The organism is Streptomyces cynarae (assembly GCF_025642135.1).
In the GTDB taxonomy this organism is placed as follows: domain Bacteria; phylum Actinomycetota; class Actinomycetes; order Streptomycetales; family Streptomycetaceae; genus Streptomyces; species Streptomyces cynarae.
Map to the genome: position 1 here is coordinate 5,382,400 of NZ_CP106793.1, position 22,016 is coordinate 5,404,415.

The following is a 22,016-nucleotide window of genomic DNA, read 5'->3' on the forward strand; positions in this document are numbered from 1 at the left end:
GCAGGGTGGAGTGTCGTACCCCCGTGCGACACTCCTTGCCATGTTCGGCGTCATCGATCTCCCCACCTACCTGGCAGGGCTCGTCCTCATCGTCCTGCTGCCCGGGCCCAACTCCCTGTACGTGCTGTCCGTCGCCGCCCGGCGCGGGGTGCGCGCCGGGTACACCGCCGCGGCGGGCGTGTGGTGCGGGGACACCGTGCTGATGACGCTGTCGGCCGCGGGGGTCGCCTCGCTGCTCCAGGCGAACGCCGTGCTGTTCGGAATCGTGAAGTACGCCGGCGCCGGATATCTCAGCTGGCTGGCGGTCGGCATGCTGCGCGCCGCCGTCGGGATGTGGCGTGCGCGGCGGGAGAAGGCCGTCGAGGCCACGCCGGCCGCCGTCCCCGCCGCCCCCGCCGAGGAGCGGCCCTACCGCCGCGCCCTCGTCATCAGCCTGTTCAACCCGAAGGCGATCCTGTTCTTCGTCGCCTTCTTCGTGCAGTTCGTGTCAGAGTCCAACCCGGTCATGGGGTTCGTGACCCTAGGCGTACTCGCCCAGTTGGCAAGCGTGTTGTACCTGTCTGCGCTCATCTTCGGCGGGGCTCGTCTAGCTGCTGCGTTCCGTCGTCGGAGGACGCTCAGCGCAGGGGCCACCTCGGCCGCCGGGGTGCTCTTCCTGGGGTTCGCCGTCAAGCTGTCTCTGGCAAGCGTGTAGGGGGCTGGCATGTCTCACCTTGACGATGCTGCGGCCCTGTTCGCCCGCATGAGCCTCCAGGAGCAGCAGGTGGCACTAGGAGCCCTCGGCTTGCCCAAGAGGCTCCCGAAAGAGTCCCAGGAGCCCTCCAAGGTCACCCCGTTCTCTGCCCTTGTCAGCACACCCAGCAGGCGGAAGCGGCAGCCACTCACTGTGAAGGCTGTGAGTAGCCCTGAGACGTCCTGAGGTCCTCAGGGACTTTGCCAACCCCCTAGGCCCCGGCCTGGCCTGACCGCTTGCCCCTGCCGCTCTCGCGCCCCCGTCGGCCCCTCGGTTGGCGGGGGCGTTGCGCTCCCCCTGAGCTGTCCTGACGGCCTGCCGGGGCCCCGCCCCGCTCGCTACCCTGGCCCGTAGTACCCGACCGATGCGAAGGGAGGGTGGCATGACTGCGCGAGTACCGGCGGATGCCCCCGAACAGAACACCGGCCCGACCCTGACTTTCGCCGAGGCGGAAGAAGGATTGGGCTACGCCCCTGGAACGCTCAGGAAAGCCGCCGATGATGCGGGATGGACGGAACTACACGTCCTGAACGCTTTCACCCTGTGTGACGTTCTGTGCCTTCTCTGGCCCTACCCGGAGGAGTAGGCGAAAGAGCGTTCCCAGACGCCCCCTGCGGGGGCGCGGGGGTCGGTCGGGTACTCCGGTCGGCCCCTTTCGCTTTTGGAGAGACAGACAGTGCCCGAGGAAGTCGAGACGCGCGTATGCCCGCGCTGCAAGCGGACATTGCCCGTATCGATGTTCCGGAAAGACCCGCGCCGCAAAGGCGGACACGCAGGGAACTGTCAGGATTGCCGTTGGGAGCAACGCACCGGAGAGTGCGCGCCCTGGCGGAAAGAGGCCGAGCAAGACGAGTAAGCCCCGAGGGCCCCGAACCGGGGCCCCCTTTCTTCTGGCTACTGCGCGACGTGCTTTCGGCCCCAGCGGTGAACACGCAAGTGATCACGGTTCACGCAACGCTTCCAATCCCCGCAATCGCGGGTATTGAAGTAGACCGGGTACGGCTCCAGTGTTCCGCCCTCGGCCGCAGGTATCGGCTCAGGCCGATCGGTTTCGAACGGTGCCCAAAGACACTGTCGTACGTTGAGCGCCCCCCGGCCGCGCGCGATCCATGTCGGATAGCCGCTGCGTCCCAAGCTTCCGTCCCAAACCCAACAGCCCGTTCCCTCGTCAAGACGGCACATGTCCTCGATCAGGAAACGTCGAAATTCTTCGTCGGTCACAGCTTCACCACTATCGGAGCATCGCTCTTCTCGGCCGCTAGACGTTCGGCCCGCGCCTTCAAGCCCTCGGCCTTAAGCCAGGCCCTTTCGGCGTTCTTCCGTTCCGTTTCGAAACGTTTCCTGGCGAACCAGGAAACAGGCGCGTTCACCTTCACTGGTTCGCCCCGGCAGGCTCGATAACGGAACCGTTCAACTTCTTGGAAACGTTCAAAGCAGCGCGGTGCTCTTTCAGGAAGCGAGCCCAACGTTTGTTTCGCGCCCTTCGAACGTTCTCCTCATTGGAGACTGCTTCCAGGTGGTCGGGATTCCAGCACGCCCGATTGCCGCAGACTACGTGATCAACTGTCCAACCGAACGGTATATAGCCACCGGAAGCGATGAAGCCTTCACGGTGAGCGTAATACTGCTTCCCTTGGGCAGTGAAACGGCCGTAACCGTCCGGGGTTCGGTACTGTTCCCAGGTCCAGCAACCACCTTCAGAATCGGGCCAGATCAGGGAACGGGAACGGAGATACGCGAGAACGGCGGCCTTGTCGACCATATCGAGAATGGGTTTCATCGGCTTTCCTTCGGTTAAGTGCAGGGCTTGAGGCTTAAGGCGGTAACGCGGAAGAGTTTTGGTCACTTTCCGCGACATTGAAGAAGGCGAAAAAGGGCCGGGGACAGGGCCCGTCAAAACCCTGTCCCCGAACCTGTTCGACACAGCCTCCGTAGAGACTGCCAACCCTCGGTGGCTCAGGCCGGAGGAAGTGAAAGACGCCAGACAAGAAAGAAGCCCGGCGCTCAGCTACTAGTTAGCGGAAGCCTTGATAACCTGCACGGCCGCAGAAGCGTCAACCGCAAGACCAGCGATTCGGTAAGTCGTACGGAAACCCGTAACGTCCTGGTTAAACGCGTAGTCCTCGGACATGGCAAACCGGACATCCGAGCGCAGGCCAAGGTGAATGCGCGTTGGGTCAGCGACAATCACCGTCTTAGCGGGAAGGTTCGCCGAAACGTAGATCGGAAGGCCGAGGCCCTTCTGAATCACCGGATCGGTAACCTGGCCAGCCAGGTATCCGCCATTCGTGCCGTTCTCGCGTTCCTTACGGAGAGCCTTACCCATGTCAGGCGAAGCCCAGATGACAGCCGGGGTCGCACCAGCCGCCTCAATGTCCGAGAAGGCGTCGATGATGTGGTCCCACTTAATCACGGTGTTGCCCGTAGTCAGGTTTACGGCAGTGCCCATGCCGGCCTTCGTCAGGCCGGAAAGGGAAGCCGTTCCAGTTCCTTGGAAGGCGTCCTTATCAACCTGCGTAGCGATGTTCCGAAGCATCACACCAGCGATCAGGTCACGCAGCGAGAAAGCGGCGTCTTCCAGAATCTCATTCGACGCCCTGTAAAGATCCGCGTACTTGATAGGGGTAAAGGTCGTGCCCCCGAAAACGGGAGTAGCCTCCGTAATCGCGGCACCTTCCGCGACCACACCCGGGGTCGTGGTGCTGTTGAGGCTCGGCAGAACAAACGAGCCGCCCTCGAAGCGGTGAATGTTGATACCCGGAACACGCATAAAGACGGACTGTGCGCGAAGGAATTCAACGGCCCTATCCGCAACTACGGTCGGAACCGCGTAGCCACCGGCACCGGGGGTGCCCTCGGCCACCAGGGCGCGGTATTCACTGGCGGACGGCAGGAGAGAGCGCCACTCGCCAGACTCGCCAGAGCGGCCCTCGGGGGTGCTACCAGGGGTGACCACAGAAGCCGCAGGCCCCATTCGGGCAACCAGGGCGCGAACTTCAGCATCACGTTCGGCCTTAGCCCGTTCCTCGGCAGCGTCGACGGCCCGCATCTCCATGTACTTCAGCGTCTCGGCGATTGCGTCGCGAGTCTCCGGAGAGTCCGCCCCGCCCTCACTGTTAACGGCGGCCAGAATCTCAGTACGCGCCATGCGCTCTTCGGCCGGAATCGAGTTAATCACCGCCGCGACCTCCCGCGCAGTAAGCCCGCGGTCCTCGGCCTCGGCAGCATCAAAAATCTTTCGAAGCTCAGGCTTCAATGTCTGTTCCTCTTCGGTAGGGCCCAGGTAAGCGGGCATGAAAAAGGCGCCCATCACCCGGATATGGGTGGGGCGCCTGGAATTCAGGGCGGTCTAAGTAACCGTTCCTAGAACGGCGGATAACAGGCCGAGCGTCGAAGCTCGGCCTGTTCGACGTACCTCACTCGGCGTCGAACCTTTCGCGCTAGGGCGCGGCAGTCATCTGAACAGTGCCGAGGGGGTCGACCAGGGCCATAGGCCGTGGCGAACTCGTGCTCGCATGTCCAACATCGCAAAGTGACAGTGCCACTCATTGTGTATCTCCTTCGAGGAAGGACGGGGCGCAGCTATCGGCAGGGGATATGCGAAGCGGCCCGGCCCACGCGCATTGGAGGAAACGTGGAAGCCGGACCGCTATCGCTGCTGCACCCGCCCAGTGCCTTACTCGCCCTCGATCCCGAAGGGAACCGAAGCTTTCACTAGAGGTAGACCTGTTAATTGGTCGAATACTCGACCCGAAATTATGTGACCTCGGTCACCTGGGAAGGTACGTCTCTCTGCCACCGCCGAGCGGCTTACCCACTTCCCCAAAGCTGAAGAGCCGCGCACGCGCCCTAGAGCGGTTCTCCAGCCGTCGCTTAGCCTCGGCAGCCTGAGCCACAGGGCAAGCGGCCGTAGGCCGCTCACAGTGGCTGCAATAGATATCCTGGGCCATTAGCTGAGCAGACCCCCGAACGTGTCATCACTGCTGTCAGGCTGCGGCATAGAAAGCCGCTGCCTGTCGAGCGGATTCAAACCGAACCGAGCACCAAACGTGAGCATCAGCGCGGCGGCATCCCGCGCTATCTGATGAGCCGGGGACTTCTTCACCTGGCCCCGGTATCCCTCGGTCATCAGGCCGCCCGTAGCAAGCTCCGCCAGGGCGGCCGTGTAAACGGCCCATGCCGAGCAGTAGACGACCATGAAGGCCCGGTCTAGGGCGGGGTCATAGACGCCGCGTGCGTACAGCTCAGGCACCACACGGCCCCACTCGGCCCGAGCCCCGGCCGGAAGGCCGTCAGGGGGCGCAGGAGCGTCCTCCCTCGGCCTGGCCACGGCCTCGGCCTCCCGCTTGCTCGCTTGCCCGCGCAGAACGCGCAGGGCGGGAGTCGCAGGGATGTTTCCCCTCGGCATGGGTTGATCTCCAATCCGTTGTGATTCGTTACTGTCCGCGCCTATGCGGCGCGATCCGTAGCCGTGTGCCTTTTTCCGCGTTCACGACGCGCATTCCGAAACAGGGAAGGCGGCGGGTGCGGGGAAGGGAGCAAAAAAGTTTCAGACCTGCCTACCATCGGCTAGCGACCCGATGTGCTGTCCAAGGAAGGGCAGGAGAAGCCCTGCGGGGCGCCAGGGCCCTGCACTAGCCTGCGCGCATGACAACCGCACATCAGCTACTCGCGGTCGACCTGAAGGCTTGGACGCCCGAGGACTGGTCGGCCGCCGCGACAGTAGCCACGGCCATCTTCACCATCGCCACTGTTGGCATCGCCCTCGCTGCCGCGCTCTACGCGAAGCAGCAAGTCGATTTGGCTCGACAGTTGCGTGAGGATCAAGCTCAGCCATTCGTCGTGGTTGACTTCGCTGACAACCCTGTCTGGGGCAAGGCAATCGACTTTGTCGTCGAGAACATGGGCCAGACTCTGGCGAGAAACGTCAAGATCAAGATAGATCCTCCGTTTCAAACAACGATGGATAACAGCGGCCACCCTTTGGCTTCTTCGCCTCTCCTCACGCAAGCTATCCCGTCAATGCCGCCAGGTAAGCGCATCACCGCACTCTTCGATATAGCGCATGAGCGATACGACGCAGGGCTGCCCACTAAGTACACGGCGACGATCGAGTTTGAAGACGCACACGGTAAGCGCCAAGAGCCCCTCACCTATATTCTTGATCTTTCAATTCGCTACGATCTTCTGCGCATGACCGAGTACCGCACTCATGATGCCGCAAAGGCATTGCGGGAGATCTCGGCAACCCTCAAGGAAACTGGACGTGATATACGAGGTGAGTTTCGGCGACGCCGCGAAAGCGAGCGGAATGCTGCTGCGGCTGGTGGCGGAGACTCCCCGGACTCCGAAGGGACAGCTACCGCCTAAGTCATTCTGTTGCCTCGGCTGAAGTTGCACGGCCCGCAGGCCGGGCGAAGATTCTCTATGTCGTTCGTTCCGCCTCGGCTGAGTGGAACGATGTGATCGGCCGTCGTTGCCGGCCTCGAATAGCAGATAGAGCAGAGAGGCTGAGCCGCGAGGATCGAGGCTCTAGCTTTCAGGTATTGAGTGTTGTAACCGCGCGCCCAGGGCGATGCGCGCGTGTGCTGTCTCTTCTGTTCCCGTCGCTTCGCTCCGGCCGAGGCGCACGGCTCGCACCGTGAGCCGAGAGGAAAGAGCCGCTTACAGCGGCTACACATCAGGTAAGGCAATAGCTACTCCAGAGGAAGGGGCGCCCCTTCGAGGGGGCGCCCTTAGCTAGAAATAGGTAGGGCACCCTCGACAGGGTGCCCGTAGTGGTGCTCTATGCCTGGCCTACGTTCCTCGGCCAGGGGATGACTAATAGAGATAGAGAGGCAGTGAAGGTTTCCGCAGGTCAAACAGAAATAGGTAACCCTGACAGGGATACGCGGTAACCCTCACAGGGTTACGCAGCAGTGCGAACGGAGTGCACCCGACAGGAAGCCGACCCTAGACCGTTCTTCTGGAAGTGGTGGCGAGGCACTACGAGGCAGCGTGCGCCCGACTCAGGCGCTATCAGTTGCATGGCTTTGGCCGCAGCAATGCCCTTCTGTACGGCCTGTTTGGTGAGCACCTGGCCGCTCTCCCCGGCCAGGATGGACGCTAGGGCGCCCTCGGCAAACTCCGCGTGACCCACCTGGTTGCCCCATCCGAGGGCAGCGAAGTACACCCGGAGAGCGAGCGGCTTGATTAGAGGGTTACGTGCTTTCGCTCGGCAGTCGTGCTGAGAAATGGCACCCCACGGGGCGCCGGGTCCGAATCCAATGGTCACTCTTTCCTCGGGTGTCCGGTGGGTGTGGGCATGAGAAAGCCCCGACTTTCGCCGGGGCTCAAGGTGGGCGGTGGTGCGTCAGTCTTCCATCACGGAGCGAAGGAAGGCCGCAGCGCGGGCGTATTCGTCGGCGATGACTTGAAGAGTGTCGGGCGTGTAGTAGTCCATGGGGATGTGTTCCGCCATGAAGTATTCACCCGAGTCGTCGGCGAGGAACATTTCCTGTCCGTTGACTTCGCGGAGTCGGTCACCTTCCAGCGCGAAAACCTCGGCCAGAACGCCAAGGTGATTGGCATGGATCGGACGGAGAATCATCACGATCTTTTCGTCGCTCAACTGCGACCACTTGTAAAAGGTTCCGGGCTTGGCGGTCTTCGGCTCGAAGTCGGGGAAGTCTTCCGCCTTGACGCTCTTCTGTTCCTGCCCGCTCATGTCTCTCCCTCGTTCTCGCAGTGCTCGGCTATGTCTACAGCCGAACCCCTGACGGAATCCATGCTGAGTAAGCCTGCGAGGGTGTGGGATCGCCCACGCGTTTAAACGCGGCGTGCAGGGGGTCGTTTAAACACACCACGCTGACCAACCTTGAAACCGTCACCCCTACCGGTGCACCTTTGACTTCGCCAGGGGGGAGCGATGCAAAGTTTCTTCACCGCTAGCACCCGGCGCACAACCTCGGGGCCGAGACAGGGGGAGTATGCGTGTTGTAACCGTGATCCAGGATCAGGACGGTAACCGGAAAGTCGTTGCTGATGTCGTCTATCCCGCCGAGAGTTGACATAAGAAATGCCCCCTCTTTCCCGAGGGGGCATCTTGGTTTCGGGGAGTGCGCCGGTATGGCTAACTCCAGTTGTTGTCCATCCTGATCAGTCGCTTCTTAACATCGTGCGGAATGATCAGCTGCCCCAACAGTTCCCCATCGTCCTGCTTTCCGAGTTCGAAAGTTATTCCGGCACTTAGCAGGTCCTTTTCCATGGCCTCTACGCCACCAGCCTCCCAATGTTGCCTGTACGTCATGCCGGTGCTTTCGTAGATCCACCTATCCTTTGTGGAATCCGGGTCGATCTTGCCCAGGTCTTCCATGAGAGCGTCTAGGGTTGCTTCGGCTTTCTCGCGAATGAACCCGGCTTTATCGAATCTTCCGCCCGGCTCCAGTCCAGACATGTAGTAGGCGATGGACTCTTCCAACCGTTTCCGCTCACGCCTGTTCTCGTCGCCACGGGCGTACTCGCGACGGATCACCTCATAGTCTCCCAGGGCCTCAAATACCGCTTGCGCTAGGGCGGAGTACACATGCTCAGGGTCCGGGGTCACGAATCCGGGCTTCCTGCACTCAGGGCACCTCAGGTATCGGTACTCCTTCACCTCTCCAGTCGAGAGTGTCTTGTAGTTATTCGTTTCATTGACGTTCCTGCCGCAACCCTGGTGCTTCATGATGCCCAGGAACCGGGTAGGACGACGGTTCTTCTCGTGATGGCGCTTATTCTTGGCACGCGTAGCAAGCGCCGCTTGTACGTCCTCGAATTCTTCACTGGTGAGGATCGGTTCATCCGTTACCCTGATTTCCTGGCCATTCTTGTCCAGCACCGGCTTAGACTTGTAGGTCGTAGCCCTCGTGCCGCCCTCAGTGCGGATGCCCTTTACGGCAGGGTTCCTGAGAATTCTGAGAACTTGCTGATTGTTCCATTTCCTGTTGCTGTAAGTCGGGACCTTAGCCCTGTCTAGAACCTTGGCAATTCGGTTTGCCGGAACCCCCCGCATTGCAGCTTGGTACATGTAGCGCACTGCCTGTGCCTGCCTGGGGTTCTGAACGAGCCTAAGTTTCCCGTCCACCCTGGCGGTTCTGTAGCCGTACGACGGCTTACCGATACGCCATTGGTCCTGTTGTTTCGTGTACTCCCAGTGCGACGCAACACGCGTCTTGGTGTTGGCTGCTTCAATCTCTGCCACAGCAGCAATGAAGGTCACCATTGCCTGTGCCATCGGAGATGACAGGTCCAGCGTGTCATTAAGGGAAACCAGGTTCTTCCCGAACTTTTCGCACCATTTGATGACCTCGTGGAGGTCAGAAATACGCCTGATGAAGCGGTCAAGCTTCCAAAACAGGATGAGATCAAACTCAGGGGTTCGGTTGTTCAGCCAGTCCCCGAGTTCCTTCCGCTCCCAAGGTGCCCTCTTGGTGGCAGACACGCCGAGGTCTCTAGCCACTCCAACGACCCTGATGCCCTCCCGGAGCGCGTAGCGGCGTAGGTCAAGTTCCTGCCGTGCCGGACTTGTGGTGTCCTCCGTGAGGATCGACAGTCGCACCGACAGGAGCCCACGGGGAGCCCCCTCCGGTAGCGCGTCGTTCCCAGCCTGGAGGTCGGCCAACTCTGCCAGCTCTTCGGGGGTCCACTCGGGGGCCGTCTGTGTGGTTGCCATGAGGCCGGAGCTTACAGGCAGTTGGATTCTGGAACGTTCTTCGTGCAGTTCGTCGACCCGGGATACGCCTACCCCGCGCTGTCCTTCGTCGTCCTCGGCGCCTTCGCCCAGCTCGCCAGCTTCCTCTACCTCAGCGCCCTGATATTCAGCGGCACCCGCCTCGCGGCGGCCTTCCGGCGGCGCAAGCGGCTGTCGGCGGGGGCCACCTCGGCCGTGGGCCTGCTGTTCCTCGGGTTCGCGGTGAAGCTGTCGCTGGCGAGCGCCTAGCCGGTCCCCGTCAGTTCGTGCGGTCCGGCCGGTCCTCGGGCAGGTCGCCCCACGACAGGGCGCAGGCCGGCTGAACCGGGCCGGGGCGGCGGCCCCGGCCCGGGTGAGCGCGGGACGGGCCCGGGCGTGAGCGCGGGACGGCCCCGGGCGTGAACGCGCCGCTCAGCGGTTGCGGGCCTTGCGGATCGCGCGGGTGACCACCGGCGGGAGCAGGTCCGCGGCGATCTTACGGGTGCGGCTGCGCGGGACCGCGGGACGCTTCGGCGGGTCCACGGGCCGCCGGGTGGGCTGCGTGGGGATCGTGGCCGCAGGGGGCTCGGGGGTGTTCGCGTGCCGCGACGGCGGGAACGGCGGTGCCTGCATGCCCTTGGACTTGAGGCGGACGATGCGGTGGCCGGCGGCCTGCTGGACGCTCAGGTGGCAGTCCTCGCGCCCCTGTGCCATCGCCAGCAGTTCCTCCTGGACGGGCTCGGGATCGCCCCAGGTCCCGTAGAGCTTCTGCGTGCTCAGACAGATCGGGCGCAGGCCCCTGTTCAGCACCGCTTCCCAGGCGGCGACCGAGACACCGGGGGTGTGCTCCGAGCGGAAGTCGTCCAGGACGACGATTCCGCCGGGCAGCAGCAGGTCGTGGGCCGCTCCTATGTCGCCGTGGACGTGCTCGTACAGGTGCGAGCCGTCGATGTGGACGAACCGGCAGGAGCGCGGCGGGACCTCGTCGGGCACCATCGAGCTCGGTCCCTGAAGGACGCGGGGCAGCGCGTCGTGGAAGGAGAGGTAGTTCTCCTCGAAGGCCTGCCGGGTCAGGGCGCTGTACGACTTCGTCGACTCCGCCCGGTTGGCGTCGTCCGGTGCGTCGCCCCCGAAGAGGTCGCACACCGTGAACCCCTCGCCGTCCCTCAGATGCCGGCCGAGGAAGATCGCACTCTTGCCCATGTACACCCCGACCTCCAGCAGGTCTCCGCGCATCCCGGCGGATTCCTGCCGGTCGAGGAACCAGTTGAAGAGCGTCTGGTCGAGTACCGGGAACCAGCCGGGGACGTCATCGAGCCGGCGGGGCGGTGGAGCCGTTTCTGCTGTGGCGACCATGAGGACGGGGCACTCCCTTGTGCGGACGGAAACGGTGCGAGAACTGCCCAGCATCTGCCCGGCAGGGGTCATCCGAACGGGCGGCGAGGTGAACAGCGGGCCAATTCCTGTGAGGCGACCGAGAGTCGGGGCTGGTGGGCTCAGCCCCGGGCGGCGCGCCCGCGCCTGAGGGACCGGGCCCGGCGGGCGACCCTGCGGACGGTGGCGTTGCGCGGGATGAACGCCAGCTGGACGGGGATCCCGCCGGGCAGCGCCAGCGAGGTGAGGCGCCGGCGCTTGAAGTACCGCCAGGTGTGCGGGCTCAGGTGCTCGGTGAGATAGCGCTCGGCGTGCGCCCGCAGACCCGGGTAGATCTTCGGCTGCATCGCGAAGCCCACGGTCCGTACGAGCGCTTCGAGGTCCTCGACCTCCATGCCCCGGCGCTGGTCCTCGACCGCCTTGCGGGCCGTCAGCTCGGGCAGCAGCGCGTCGACGATCGTGACCGGGACGCGGTTGCTGTTCTCGTACGGGGTCAGACGCTCCAGCAGGGTCTCGGTGCCGATACGCGCGACCGGGAGGCCGTGGAACTCGGACGCGGTGAGCAGCGCGGTGGAGAAGCAGCCGACGACCAGCGCCGGACGCATGCGCTGGTACAGCACCTCGGCGAGGACCGGGGTGTCGAGCACCGTCAGGTCGGCGCCCAGCTTCTCGGCCTCCTTCTCCAGCGTGCGCGAGAAGCGGGCCGGCGCCGAGGGGTGCGGCTTGAACACCACCCGGGTGTGCCCGAGCGCGACGGCGCCCTTCAGCATCCGCACGTGGAGGTTCTCCTCCTCCACGGCGGTGAGTATGTCGAGCGCCGAGAGGTACTGGCCGAGCAGCAGCGCGGGGGCCTGGACGGCGGGCAGCGCGTCGCCGGTGTCCTCGAGTTCCGCGAGCACCTTGGAGAACGCGTCCGTCGGCACGATCTCCGGCTCGACGCCGAACTCGGTCAGCAGCAGCGGCTTCAGGCCCGGGACCAGGTCCAGGTGCAGTAGCCGGTCCACGCGGGTGCCGACCAGCGGGTCGATCTTGTTGCGGGTGGGGCCGTAGCTCATCAGGCCGTCCGCGTAGACGGTGACGGGCGCGCCGGTGAAGATCTGGCAGACGCCGAGCGCCGGGTTGACCTGGATGGACTCGACGGCCAGTTCGACGTCGTCGTCGCCGAGGTTCCACAGGAGCCGCAGGTGCCGCTCCCACAGCGGGACGTCGTCAAGGCGCGGCGCCCAGCCGCCCGGGTGGAAGGGGTGGATGGTCTCGTTCCAGGAGATGACCTCGTCGAAGCGGCCGCGCAGCCGCTCGAAGCCGGGTACCTCGTCCAGCCCGGGCGTGGTCTCGGGCGTCGCCGCGTTGTTGGACACGAGCAGGATGCGCCGGTCGGCGGGCGCGAAGCACTCGCTGTCCAGCGCCGCGGCCAGGGTCGCGGTGCCGTACAGCGTCGACGCCAGGAAGATCTGCGTCGTCACGCGGCCACCCCCGCGGGTGCGGGACGGCGGCGCAGCCGGCGCAGACGCGATGCCCGCTCGATGTCCATGGAGTCCAGGGCGTCGTCGAGCACGTCCTGCGGCATGCGCCGCAGCGCGACAGCACTCATCGACTTCAGTTTCCGTGCCACCGGCGGCTCGAACCTTTCGATGGATCCCAGATGGTGGGAGATGATCGCGCAGTAGGTGCGCACGGCCTTGGGGAGCAGGTCGTCGGCATCCCGGTCCCCGGCGGTCTCCGCCACGACCTGGTCGAACGCGCGGATGAAGTCCAGTTGCCGCACATCCCCGATCTGCGTGAGCGAGGAGGCGACACCGCGCCGGTAGTAGACGCCCATGAGGCTCACCGCGGCGAAGGACTCCGCCTCCCGGTGCAGCTTCCAGATCCAGGGCCGGTCCTCGGCCGTGCGCAGGCCGTCGGTGAAGTGCAGCAGACCGCGGTCGACGAGGCGGCGGTGGTACGCACCCGCCCACGCGTACGCGTAGTCGACGGAGGTGGAGCGGTCGGCGGGCAGGATCGCGTCGCGCGGGTTCATCACCACACCGCGCCGGCCGTGCGGCACCCGGTGGACGGCACGCGCCCGCCCGGTGCACTGGACGTGGTCGGTGCGCACGAAGTCGCAGCCCAACTCCTCGATGGCGGCGACCAGTTTGGGATAGTAGCCGGGGGCGAGCCAGTCGTCCCCGTCGAGGAACGTGAGGTACTCGCCGCGTGCCGTGTCGATCCCGGTGTTGCGCGCGGTCGCCAGCCCCCCGTTCTTCTCGTGCCGGACGTACACCGCGCCTGGCAACTCTCGCTCCGCACGCGCGAGGATGTCCGGTGTCTCGTCGCGCGAGCAATCGTCGACGAGAATGAATTCGAAGTCCTCGCGCGCGTTCGCACGCAGGCTCTTCAGGGTGTCGGGCGCGTATTGCTGCACGTTGTAGAACGGCACGATGACGGAGAGCTTGACCACGCCTGTGACGGTAGGCGGCGGCCCGGCATTCGTCTTGACCGGCGGTTTGATGGGGAGTGAACGACGCGTGGCGGAATAGTGAACCCAGCTGTTTCCCGGCGGCATCACGGGCTGATTCGCCGTTCGTCGCCACGCTGTTAACCCGTTGTTGTATTCCGCTTCGGCCGCGCCTCGAAATTCCTTCCTAGCGTCTTCGTCGTGCCAGCAAGTACTGCAAGGCGCCTGCGGGTCGCCGTCCTAGCCGATTCCGACACCCGGTGGAAATGGGGTGCGCTCACCGCCGCCCGCATTTCACCGACGGAATTCGCGGAGACCACCGAATCGACGGAAACCTCCGATAAAACAGCCGATTCGGACATCCGGCTCGACGGTTTCCTCCTGCGGGGCCGTGCCACCCCCACCGCCCGCCAGCTCAGGGAGGTCGGCGTCCGCGCGGACTCCCTCCGCGAGGTCACCGCCGTCGAATTCCTGCGCGAGATGACGCAGGAGACGTACGACGTCCTCGTGCTCGCCCTAGTCGGCGGTGGCGTCCAGGCGATGCTGCACGGGCTCGCCCACGCCTGGCGGGGACGCCCGGAGCGGCCCGTGGTGGTCACCGGCTACGTCGGTGTCGTCTACGAGAAGCTCGCCGACGGCCTTCTGCTGCGGCACGGCGCGGACCTGGTCCTCGCCAACTCCCGCCAGGACGCCGAGCGTTTCAGGGCCGTCTTCGAGGGGGTGGGCGCCGACGCCTCGTCGGTCACCGAGGTCGCGCTGCCCTTCCTCGACGGCGCTCCCTACGAGAAGAAGGACCCCTACACGGTCGTCTTCGCCGCACAGCCCTCCGTCCCGGAGACCCGCGAGGACCGTGCGTACCTGCTGGACCGGCTCGTCCGGCACGCGCGTCGCCACCCCGAGCGCGAGGTGCTGCTCAAGCTGCGCTCCAAGCCGGGCGAGCACACCACCCACATCGAGGAACTGCCCTACCAGAAGCTGGCCCGGCGGCACGACCTGCCGGCCAACTTCCGTCTGGTCTACGGGAACATGGGCGAGGTCCTCGACGACACCGACCTGCTGGTCACGATCAGCTCGACAGCCGCCCTGGAGTCCCTGCACCGCCGTATCCCCACCGTCGTCCTCACCGACCTCGGGGTGCGGGAGGCGCTCGGCAACCACCACTTCGTGGGTTCGGGCTGCCTCGCCTCCTGGGACCAGCTCGACGCCGGGCACGAGCCGACACCCGATGCGGAGTGGGTGGCCCGGCAGGGCGTCGCTGCCGGAGGCACCCTCTTTGGGGAAGGTTCGTACGCCACCGCCTTCGACGAGGCCCGGGGGCGCATCGCCGAGCTGCTGACCACCGGTGAACTCCCGCCGCTGAAGCCCTACTACACCCCCGTCACCGCGCCCGGCTATCTGCCCGGCGTCCTCGCCCGCCACCACCTCGCCCCGGACGGCAGCCCGTTGCCGGGCGCGCCCGCCTCCGACAAGGCGCCCGGACCCGTACGCCAGATCGTCCGCCGCGCGGCGCGGGGCGCGTACCGGCACGGGGTGCAGCGGGTGGCGCCCGTCATCAGGCGGATGGGTGAGCTGTGACCTCTCTTCAAGGAGTGGACCCCATGCCCAACCCGGAAGCGGGCCGAGGCGCTTCGGTGCGCCGGGTGCTCGCAGTGATCCCCGCGCGCGGCGGCTCCAAGGGCGTGCCCGCGAAGAACCTCGCCTCCGTCGGCGGTGTGCCGCTGGTGGCGCGCGCGGTGCGCGAGTGCCTCGCGACCCGCCTGGTGACGGACGTCGTGGTGTCCACCGACGACCAGGCCATCGCCGCGACCGCGCGCCAGGCCGGCGCCGAGGTCGTGCTGCGGCCGGCCGCCATCGCCGGTGACACGGCGACCTCGGAGGCCGCCGTCCTGCACGCCATGGACGCCCACGAGGCCCTGCACGGCGCGTCCGTCGACGTCGTCCTGCTCGTGCAGTGCACCAGCCCGTTCATCGTCCGCGAGGACATCGACGGGGTGGCGGCCGCGATCGTCGAGAACGGCGCGGACACCGCGGTGACCGTGGCCCCCTTCCACGGCTTCATCTGGCGAGACCACGAGGGCACGGCGGACGAGGTCGCCGCCGGCACCGTCGCGGAGGCCGACGCGGCCGTCGGCGGCGGCTACGGCGTCAACCACGACAAGTCCTTCCGCCCGCGCCGCCAGGACCGCCCCCAGGACCTGCTGGAGACCGGCGCCGCCTACGCGATGGACGCGGCCGGCTTCCGCGAGCACCGGCACCGCTTCTTCGGCCGTACGGAACTGGTACGGACGGACCCGGCGCGGGTCCTGGAGATCGACGACCCGCACGACCTGGCGCGGGCACGGGCTCTGGCGCCCCTCTTCGACGCGGACCTCCCCGGTTCACTGCCCACTGCTGATGACGTCGACGCGGTCGTACTGGACTTCGACGGCACCCAGACCGACGACCGGGTGCTGATCGACTCCGATGGAAGGGAGTTCGTCTCCGTGTACCGCGGGGACGGACTCGGCATCGCGGCCCTGCGCAAGAGCGGGCTGAAGATGCTGATCCTCTCCACGGAAGTGAACCCGGTCGTCGCCGCACGGGCCCGGAAGCTCAAGGTTCCGGTCCTGCACGGCATCGACCGGAAGGACCTCGCGCTGAAGCAGTGGTGCGAGGAGCAGGGCATCGCGCCCGAGCGCGTGCTCTACGTCGGCAACGACGTCAACGACCTCCCGTGCCTCGCCCTCGTCGGCTGGCCCGTGGCGGTCGCGAGCGCCCACGACGTGGTACGCGGCGCCGCCCGTGCGGTCACCACCGTCCCCGGTGGCGACGGCGCGATCCGAGAGATCGCCCGCTGGATCCTCGGCCCCTCTCTCGATTCCCTCCACACGTAAGGACAGTTCCTGCCATGAGCACCAACTCCCGTCTGCGCACGTTCGGTTCCCGCGAGGTCGGCCCGGGCAAGCCCGTCTACATCTGCGGTGAGATCGGCATCAACCACAACGGTGAGCTGGAGAACGCCTTCAAGCTGATCGACGTGGCCGCCGAGGCCGGCTGCGACGCCGTGAAGTTCCAGAAGCGCACTCCTGAGATCTGCACCCCGCGCGACCAGTGGGACATCGAGCGCGACACCCCCTGGGGCCGGATGACCTACATCGACTACCGCCACCGCGTGGAGTTCGGCGAGGACGAGTACCGCCGGATCGACGAGTACTGCACGCAGAAGGGCATCGACTGGTTCGCGTCCCCGTGGGACACCGAGGCGGTCGCCTTCCTGGAGAAGTTCGACCTCCCCGCCCACAAGGTCGCCTCCGCGTCCCTCACCGACGACGAGCTGCTGCGCGCCCTGCGCGCGACCGGCCGCACGATCATCCTGTCCACGGGCATGTCGACCCCGCGGCAGATCCGCCACGCGGTGGAGGTGCTCGGCAGCGACAACATCCTCATGTGCCACGCCACCTCGACCTACCCGGCGAAGGCCGAGGAGCTCAACCTCCGCGTGATCAACACGCTGGAGAAGGAGTACCCGAACGTCCCGATCGGCTACTCCGGCCACGAGACCGGCCTGCAGACCACGCTGGCCGCGGTCGCCCTCGGCGCGGTGTTCGTCGAGCGCCACATCACCCTGGACCGCGCCATGTGGGGCTCGGACCAGGCGGCCTCCGTCGAGCCGCAGGGCCTCACGCGCCTGGTGCGCGACATCCGCACCATCGAGGCGGCACTGGGCGACGGCGTGAAGAAGGTCTACGACTCCGAGCTCGGCCCGATGAAGAAGCTGCGCCGCGTCACCGGCGTCGTCGCCGAGGCGGAGATCGCCGTGGCCGCCGGCGAGCCGGTGGCGGTCTGAGCGCCTTACGGGACGGTCGTACACCGATGAGCCCCCGCGCCGGATCCGCCGGCCACCCCCGTTCCACGCTGGCCTTCGTCGAGAGCCCGGTACAGCTCCTGAACGTGCTGGAGTGGGCCCACGCGCACGCCCTGGGCACCGCGGGGGGCGCCGTACCCGGGCGCGCGGCGGCGATCCCGGCGCAGGGGCGCCGGCGGCCGGGGGGGATGCCCGCGCAGGGGGACCGGGGGTCCGGAGCGGGGCGTACGGCGGGGGACGGAGCGGACGCGGCGGCGGGCGGTACGGGGCCGCGGGACGGGGTCGCGGCGGACGCGGCGGCGGGCGGTGCGGGGCCGCGGGACGGGGTCGCGGCGGACGCGGCGGCGGGCGGTGCGGGGCCGCGGGACGGGGGCGCGGCGGACGCGGCGGCGGGCGGTGCGGGGCCGCGGGACGGGGGCGCGGCGGACGCGGCGGCGGGCGGTGCGGGGCCGCGGGACGGGGGCGCGGCGGGCGGTACGGCGCCGCGGGACGGGGGCGCGGCGGAGGATACGGCGCAGGAGGGGCTCACCCTCGTGGTGCTGGCGCCCACCGACCCGATGACCCGGGGCCAGCTGCGCCGCATGGCGGAACTGGCCCGTGACGAGGGGTACGAGGTCCGCTGGGAGGAGGCCCGGGGCGGTGCCCTGGCGCCCTTCCACACCATCGGCGGCCTCACCCCGCTGCTGCGCCGGGCGCGCCGGGTGGTGATGGGGGACCCGTTCTCCCGCTACGTCCAGCTGCTGCTGACCATCACCGGGGCGCGGGAGCTGGTGGTGGTGGACGACGGCACCGCGACCATGGAGTTCGTCGCCCAGCTCGCCCGCGGTGAACGCCTGGTGCGCTGGCACCGCAAGGGCGGCCGCCGGAGCCCCCGGGACCTGTTGTTCGCCCCGGTGTCGACCTCGGCGCGCCGCAGGCTGACCCCGGGCACCCGGCGCACCGTGGAGATCTTCTCCTCCATGCCGATCGAGGAGGCCCCGGCCGGGGTCACGATCACGTCGAACGACTTCACCTGGACCCGGGCCCGCTTCGGCCCGCCACGCCTGACCAAGGGCGCGGACCTGGTCGGCACCTCCCTCGTCGAGACGGGCGTGGTGGACGGCGAGCGCTATCTGGAGGCGGTGCGGTCGCTCGCCACGGCGCACGGGGCGACCCGCTACTTCGCCCACCGCCGGGAGAGCCCCGTGAAACTCCACAAGCTGGCGGTGGAGACGGGCCTGGAGGTGGTCCGGCCGGACCTGCCCCTGGAGCTGATCGCCCGCCGCGGCCCCGTCGGCCGTACGATCCTCAGCTTCCCCTCCACGGTCGTCCACACCCTGCCGCTGGCCCTCGTCGGCACGGAGGTCCGCGTCGCGGTGTGCGACATCGACCCCGCCTGGCTCACGGACCACGCCTCGCCCCGGGCGCAGGGCTTCCTGTCGGGGGTGACGGACACTGCGCGGGACGTGGACCGGGTGTCGTCGGTGACGGGGGGACCGGACGTGGCGGCCGCCGAGCAGGACGTGGCGGCGGGATAGACCGCCGACCGGGCCGGAGTCCCGCCAGATCGTCGGGCATGCGGCCGGCGCAGTCCGGGGCCATGGCGTCGTGCGACATGGCGTCGTACGACACCCGGGTGGTCCCTAGGAAGTCCCTTCCTCGGCTTTCACGCGGGCGACCCACCCGTGCGGGCGTACCGGCAGAAGGCTGCTTTCACGCGTTCACCACTTCGCCATGTGAGGCCGCGCACAGGTTGGGGAGTCGTAGGAGAGATGACGCTTCCGCGACGGGAAGGCGGCGTGACGTGGTATCCGTGATGTACGGGAATCGCTCGGAACCCTTCGAGCGTTCACGTAACGGGACGCCCGTACACGGAAGCGGTCCCGTACTGGGATCACCGGGCGCCCCCCACGGCGCCGGGAGGCCGCCGCGGTCACCCCCGCGGCCCCGCTCTCGACCCCCGGCCCGATTCCGTCGCCCGGAAAGCCCGGCGAGTTTACCCATCCCCACAGCCGACCATGCGGCGTGCGGCCAGATTTTCCTCCCCTGACGGGCTGAAGTTTTGTTGATCGCAGGGAGGTCGGCCGCCCGATCGCCTTACCCTTCAAAGGGTGAACCAATTGATGTCCCTAGAGTCCGAGGCCGATCACCCCGGTGAAGCGGTGCTTCCCGGCGCGCTGTCCGAGGCGCTGCACGCCGAACTCGTCGCCTTCCGTCGCGACCTGCACATGCACCCTGAACTCGGCCACCAGGAGTTCCGCACGACCGCCGCGATCAAGGCCCGCCTGGAGCAGGCGGGTCTCACGCCGCGCGTCCTCGACACCGGGACCGGACTCGTGTGTGACATCGGCGACCCGGACGGCGTACGCCCGATGCTCGCGCTCCGCGCGGACATCGACGCGCTCCCCATCCCGGACACCAAGACCGACTGCGCCTACCGGTCCACCGTGCCGGACCGCGCCCACGCCTGCGGCCACGACGTGCACACCACGGTCGTCCTCGGCGCCGGACTCGTCCTCGCCGAGCTGCACCGCGAGGGGCGGCTGCCGCGGCCGGTGCGGCTGGTCTTCCAGGCCGCCGAGGAGGTCCTGCCGGGCGGGGCCGCCGACGCCATCGAGTCCGGTGTCCTGGAGGGGGTCGGGCGGATCATCGCCGTGCACTGCGACCCCAAGGTCGACGCAGGGCGCATCGGGCTGCGGCACGGCCCCATCACCTCCGCCTGCGACCGGCTCGAGGTCGCGCTCGACGGCCCGGGCGGCCACACCGCCCGCCCGCACCTCACCACGGACCTGGTGCTGGCCGCCGCGCGTGTCGCCGCCGAGGTGCCGGGGATGGTCGCGCGCCGCGTCGACGCCCGCAGCGGGCTCTCGGTCACCTGGGGGCGCATCGAGTCCGGGCACGCCTGCAACGTGATCCCCCAGCACGCCGAGATCTCCGGGACCGTACGCTGCCTGGACCTCGACGCCTGGCGGCAGGCGCCGGACCTGGTGCACGCGGCGGTCGACGAGATCGCCAACCAGTACAAGGCCAAGCCCGAGATCAACTACGTCCGCGGGGTGCCGCCGGTCGTCAACGAGGCCGGTGCCACCGAACTCCTGCGCGACGCGATGACCGCACGGCGCGGTGCCCACTCCGTGGAGGACACCGAGCAGAGCCTCGGCGGCGAGGACTTCTCCTGGTACCTGGAGAAGGTGCCCGGCGCCATGGCCCGCCTCGGCGTCCGCCGCCCCGGGGACCGAGTGGTGCGGGACCTGCACCAGGGGGACTTCGACGCGGACGAGCACGCCATCACGGTGGGCGTGGAACTGTTCACGGCGGCGGCACTGCTGGACGCGCAGGAGCGGTAGGGCTCCCGCAGGAAGTCGTTGATCACCGTATCGGGCAAGGACAGAACCGCCCCCGCACGACCGCAGGGATCGTGCGGGGCATCGGGCCGCCCCCTGAGCACGGCACCCGCGCACGCGAGGGAACGCGGATCCCGCTCCCACGGGCGTTGACCCACGGGTCGTGGACGGTGGCCGTCGTGCCGGGGCCCGACGCGCAGCGCCCGTACGTCCGAGGGCACCGCAGGCCGGTCCGACCTGCGGGGATGCGTCTCGCTGAGGGATACTGGCGGTGGGCGGCCGCGAGAAGATCCAGCCCGAGTCGGCCCGAGAAGGATCTCGGTGGCGCAACTATCGCGTACATCACGTCCGAGCGCCGAGGGCGCCGGGTCTACCGTGGGAATCGCTGCCCAGGGTTCACACGGTTCAAAACGGTCGGATAACGCTCTGGCAATGAGGGGTTTTCCGGATTGTCTACGCGCGTTACGCTGCCGCGGAACCAGCGCCTGGATTGGGCGCTCGCACAAAGGAGTCTCATTCCATGCGCCGGGTGGCCAAGCTTTCCGCTGCGTGTATCGCCACCGCAGCCCTCGCCGTGACTGCCACTGCCTGTGGCAGCACCTCCTCCGACAACAGCAGCTCGTCGCCCTCCAGTGGCGGCAAGGGCATCAAGATCGGCCTTGCCTACGACGTCGGCGGCCGTGGTGACCGCTCCTTCAACGACTCCGCCGCGCGTGGTGCCGACAAGGCCGAGAAGGAATTGGGCGGCTCCATAAAGGAGCTGACCGCGAAGACGTCGGACACCGAGGCCGACCGCGAGCAGCGCCTGCAGGACCTGGCGGACGCGGGTTACAACCCGATCGTCGCCGTCGGTTTCTCCTACGCCCCCGCCGTGACCAAGATCGCCGCGAAGTACCCGAAGACCAGCTTCGGCCTCGTCGACTCGGTCGTTCAGGGCGCGAACGTCAACAGCATCACGTTCACCGAGGAGCAGGGCTCCTACCTCGCCGGTGTCGCCGCGGCGCTGAAGACCAAGAAGGACCACGTCGGCTTCATCGGCGGCGTCGACAACCCGCTGATCAAGAAGTTCGAGGCGGGTTACGTCCAGGGCGTGCACGACACCAACCCGAAGGTCAAGGTCGACGTCCAGTACCTGTCCCACGGTCAGGACTTCTCCGGCTTCTCCAGCCCCGACAAGGGGCAGCAGGCCGCGCAGGGCATGCTGGACAACGGCGCCGACGTCATCTACACGGCCGCCGGCTCCTCCGGCAACGGCGCGATCGAGGCCGTGCACGGTGCCAAGGGCGCTTGGGCCATCGGCGTGGACTCCGACCAGTACAACATCCCGGGTCTGGCCCAGTACAAGAGCTCGATCCTGACCTCCATGGTCAAGAACGTCGACGTCGGCGTGTTCGACTTCATCAAGTCCGTCAAGGACGGCAAGCCGCTGACCGGCAACAACGTCTACTCGCTGGCCAAGGGCGGCGTCTCGCTGGCCACCAGCGGCGGCTTCATCAACGACATCCAGCCCAAGCTGGACGCCGCGAAGAAGAAGATCGTCGACGGTCAGATCAAGGTCAAGACGACCCCGTGACCTGACAGGTCCGGCCGGCCCGTCGACCAGGCGATCCGGCCGGACC

Annotated in this window: 17 protein-coding genes and 1 pseudogene; 9 read left to right on the forward strand and 9 right to left on the reverse strand. The window is 67.2% G+C overall.

Going from position 1 to position 22,016, the window contains the following annotated elements; genetic code table 11:
- The first annotated feature begins 40 nt into the window (after positions 1–40).
- The gene (gene leuE, locus N8I84_RS24745) at positions 41–694 is read left to right on the forward strand and encodes a leucine efflux protein LeuE (protein ID WP_263231584.1); all 654 of its coding nucleotides are present in this window, start codon (positions 41–43) and stop codon (positions 692–694) included.
- Positions 695–2,105: 1,411 nt separating this feature from the next.
- Here the strand turns inward: leuE and N8I84_RS24750 are convergent.
- The 3 genes from N8I84_RS24750 to N8I84_RS24760 all read right to left on the reverse strand — a co-directional run bounded on the left by N8I84_RS24750 (position 2,106) and on the right by N8I84_RS24760 (position 5,141).
- A complete protein-coding gene (locus tag N8I84_RS24750) occupies positions 2,106–2,513 on the reverse strand; it encodes an HNH endonuclease signature motif containing protein (protein WP_263231585.1) in 408 nt (135 codons plus the stop codon).
- Between the two features lie 231 nt (positions 2,514–2,744).
- Entirely contained in the window at positions 2,745–4,043 is a 1,299-nt protein-coding gene (locus N8I84_RS24755; protein ID WP_263231587.1) for a phage major capsid protein, read from the reverse strand.
- Between the two features lie 639 nt (positions 4,044–4,682).
- On the reverse strand, positions 4,683–5,141 hold the full coding sequence (locus tag N8I84_RS24760; protein WP_263231588.1) for a phage terminase small subunit P27 family: 459 nt from the start codon (positions 5,139–5,141) through the stop codon (positions 4,683–4,685).
- A 239-nt stretch (positions 5,142–5,380) separates the two neighbouring features.
- On the opposite strand from N8I84_RS24760, the gene N8I84_RS24765 reads away from it, so the two are divergent.
- A complete protein-coding gene (locus N8I84_RS24765; RefSeq protein WP_263231589.1) occupies positions 5,381–6,103 on the forward strand; it encodes a COG1361 family protein in 723 nt (240 codons plus the stop codon).
- Here N8I84_RS24765 and N8I84_RS43175 read toward each other — a convergent pair.
- The 3 genes from N8I84_RS43175 to N8I84_RS24775 all read right to left on the reverse strand — a co-directional run bounded on the left by N8I84_RS43175 (position 6,100) and on the right by N8I84_RS24775 (position 9,425).
- On the reverse strand, positions 6,100–6,414 hold the full coding sequence (locus tag N8I84_RS43175) for an HNH endonuclease signature motif containing protein (RefSeq protein WP_390899049.1): 315 nt from the start codon (positions 6,412–6,414) through the stop codon (positions 6,100–6,102). The two genes, N8I84_RS24765 and N8I84_RS43175, sit on opposite strands and share 4 nt — an antisense overlap.
- A gap of 671 nt (positions 6,415–7,085) precedes the next feature.
- Positions 7,086–7,439 (reverse strand): hypothetical protein, encoded by a 354-nt coding sequence (locus N8I84_RS24770; protein WP_263231590.1) that lies wholly within the window; start codon positions 7,437–7,439, stop codon positions 7,086–7,088.
- Positions 7,440–7,844: 405 nt separating this feature from the next.
- Positions 7,845–9,425 (reverse strand): recombinase family protein, encoded by a 1,581-nt coding sequence (locus N8I84_RS24775; RefSeq protein ID WP_263231591.1) that lies wholly within the window; start codon positions 9,423–9,425, stop codon positions 7,845–7,847.
- Between the two features lie 33 nt (positions 9,426–9,458).
- On the opposite strand from N8I84_RS24775, the pseudogene N8I84_RS24780 reads away from it, so the two are divergent.
- Positions 9,459–9,692: pseudogene (locus N8I84_RS24780) on the forward strand (LysE family transporter); the annotation flags it as partial.
- Between the two features lie 162 nt (positions 9,693–9,854).
- On the opposite strand, the gene N8I84_RS24785 reads toward N8I84_RS24780, so the two are convergent.
- The 3 genes from N8I84_RS24785 to N8I84_RS24795 form a co-directional block, all read right to left on the reverse strand.
- Entirely contained in the window at positions 9,855–10,778 is a 924-nt protein-coding gene (locus N8I84_RS24785) for a class I SAM-dependent methyltransferase (protein WP_263231592.1), read from the reverse strand.
- Between the two features lie 140 nt (positions 10,779–10,918).
- Entirely contained in the window at positions 10,919–12,259 is a 1,341-nt protein-coding gene (locus N8I84_RS24790; RefSeq protein WP_263231594.1) for an alpha-2,8-polysialyltransferase family protein, read from the reverse strand.
- Positions 12,256–13,233: a glycosyltransferase family 2 protein gene (locus N8I84_RS24795; protein WP_263231596.1), complete on the reverse strand. Its 978-nt coding sequence runs from the start codon at positions 13,231–13,233 to the stop codon at positions 12,256–12,258. The genes N8I84_RS24790 and N8I84_RS24795 overlap by 4 nt, the downstream gene beginning before the upstream one ends.
- 198 nt (positions 13,234–13,431) lie before the next feature.
- Here N8I84_RS24795 and N8I84_RS24800 point away from each other — a divergent pair, with 198 nt between their 5' ends.
- The 6 genes from N8I84_RS24800 (at position 13,432) to N8I84_RS24825 (ending at position 21,970) form a co-directional block, all read left to right on the forward strand.
- Positions 13,432–14,805, forward strand: coding sequence for a DUF6716 putative glycosyltransferase (locus N8I84_RS24800; RefSeq protein WP_263231597.1), 1,374 nt, complete (start codon positions 13,432–13,434; stop codon positions 14,803–14,805).
- A gap of 23 nt (positions 14,806–14,828) precedes the next feature.
- On the forward strand, positions 14,829–16,103 hold the full coding sequence (locus N8I84_RS24805; RefSeq protein ID WP_263231598.1) for an acylneuraminate cytidylyltransferase: 1,275 nt from the start codon (positions 14,829–14,831) through the stop codon (positions 16,101–16,103).
- Between the two features lie 14 nt (positions 16,104–16,117).
- Positions 16,118–17,056 carry an N-acetylneuraminate synthase family protein gene (locus tag N8I84_RS24810; protein ID WP_263231600.1) on the forward strand — a complete coding sequence of 313 codons (939 nt, stop codon included), beginning with the start codon at positions 16,118–16,120 and terminating at the stop codon, positions 17,054–17,056.
- A gap of 26 nt (positions 17,057–17,082) precedes the next feature.
- On the forward strand, positions 17,083–18,591 hold the full coding sequence (locus tag N8I84_RS24815) for a hypothetical protein (RefSeq protein WP_263231602.1): 1,509 nt from the start codon (positions 17,083–17,085) through the stop codon (positions 18,589–18,591).
- A 585-nt stretch (positions 18,592–19,176) separates the two neighbouring features.
- A complete protein-coding gene (locus N8I84_RS24820; protein WP_263231603.1) occupies positions 19,177–20,400 on the forward strand; it encodes an amidohydrolase in 1,224 nt (407 codons plus the stop codon).
- Between the two features lie 517 nt (positions 20,401–20,917).
- Positions 20,918–21,970 (forward strand): BMP family lipoprotein, encoded by a 1,053-nt coding sequence (locus N8I84_RS24825; protein ID WP_263231605.1) that lies wholly within the window; start codon positions 20,918–20,920, stop codon positions 21,968–21,970.
- Positions 21,971–22,016 lie beyond the last annotated feature (46 nt).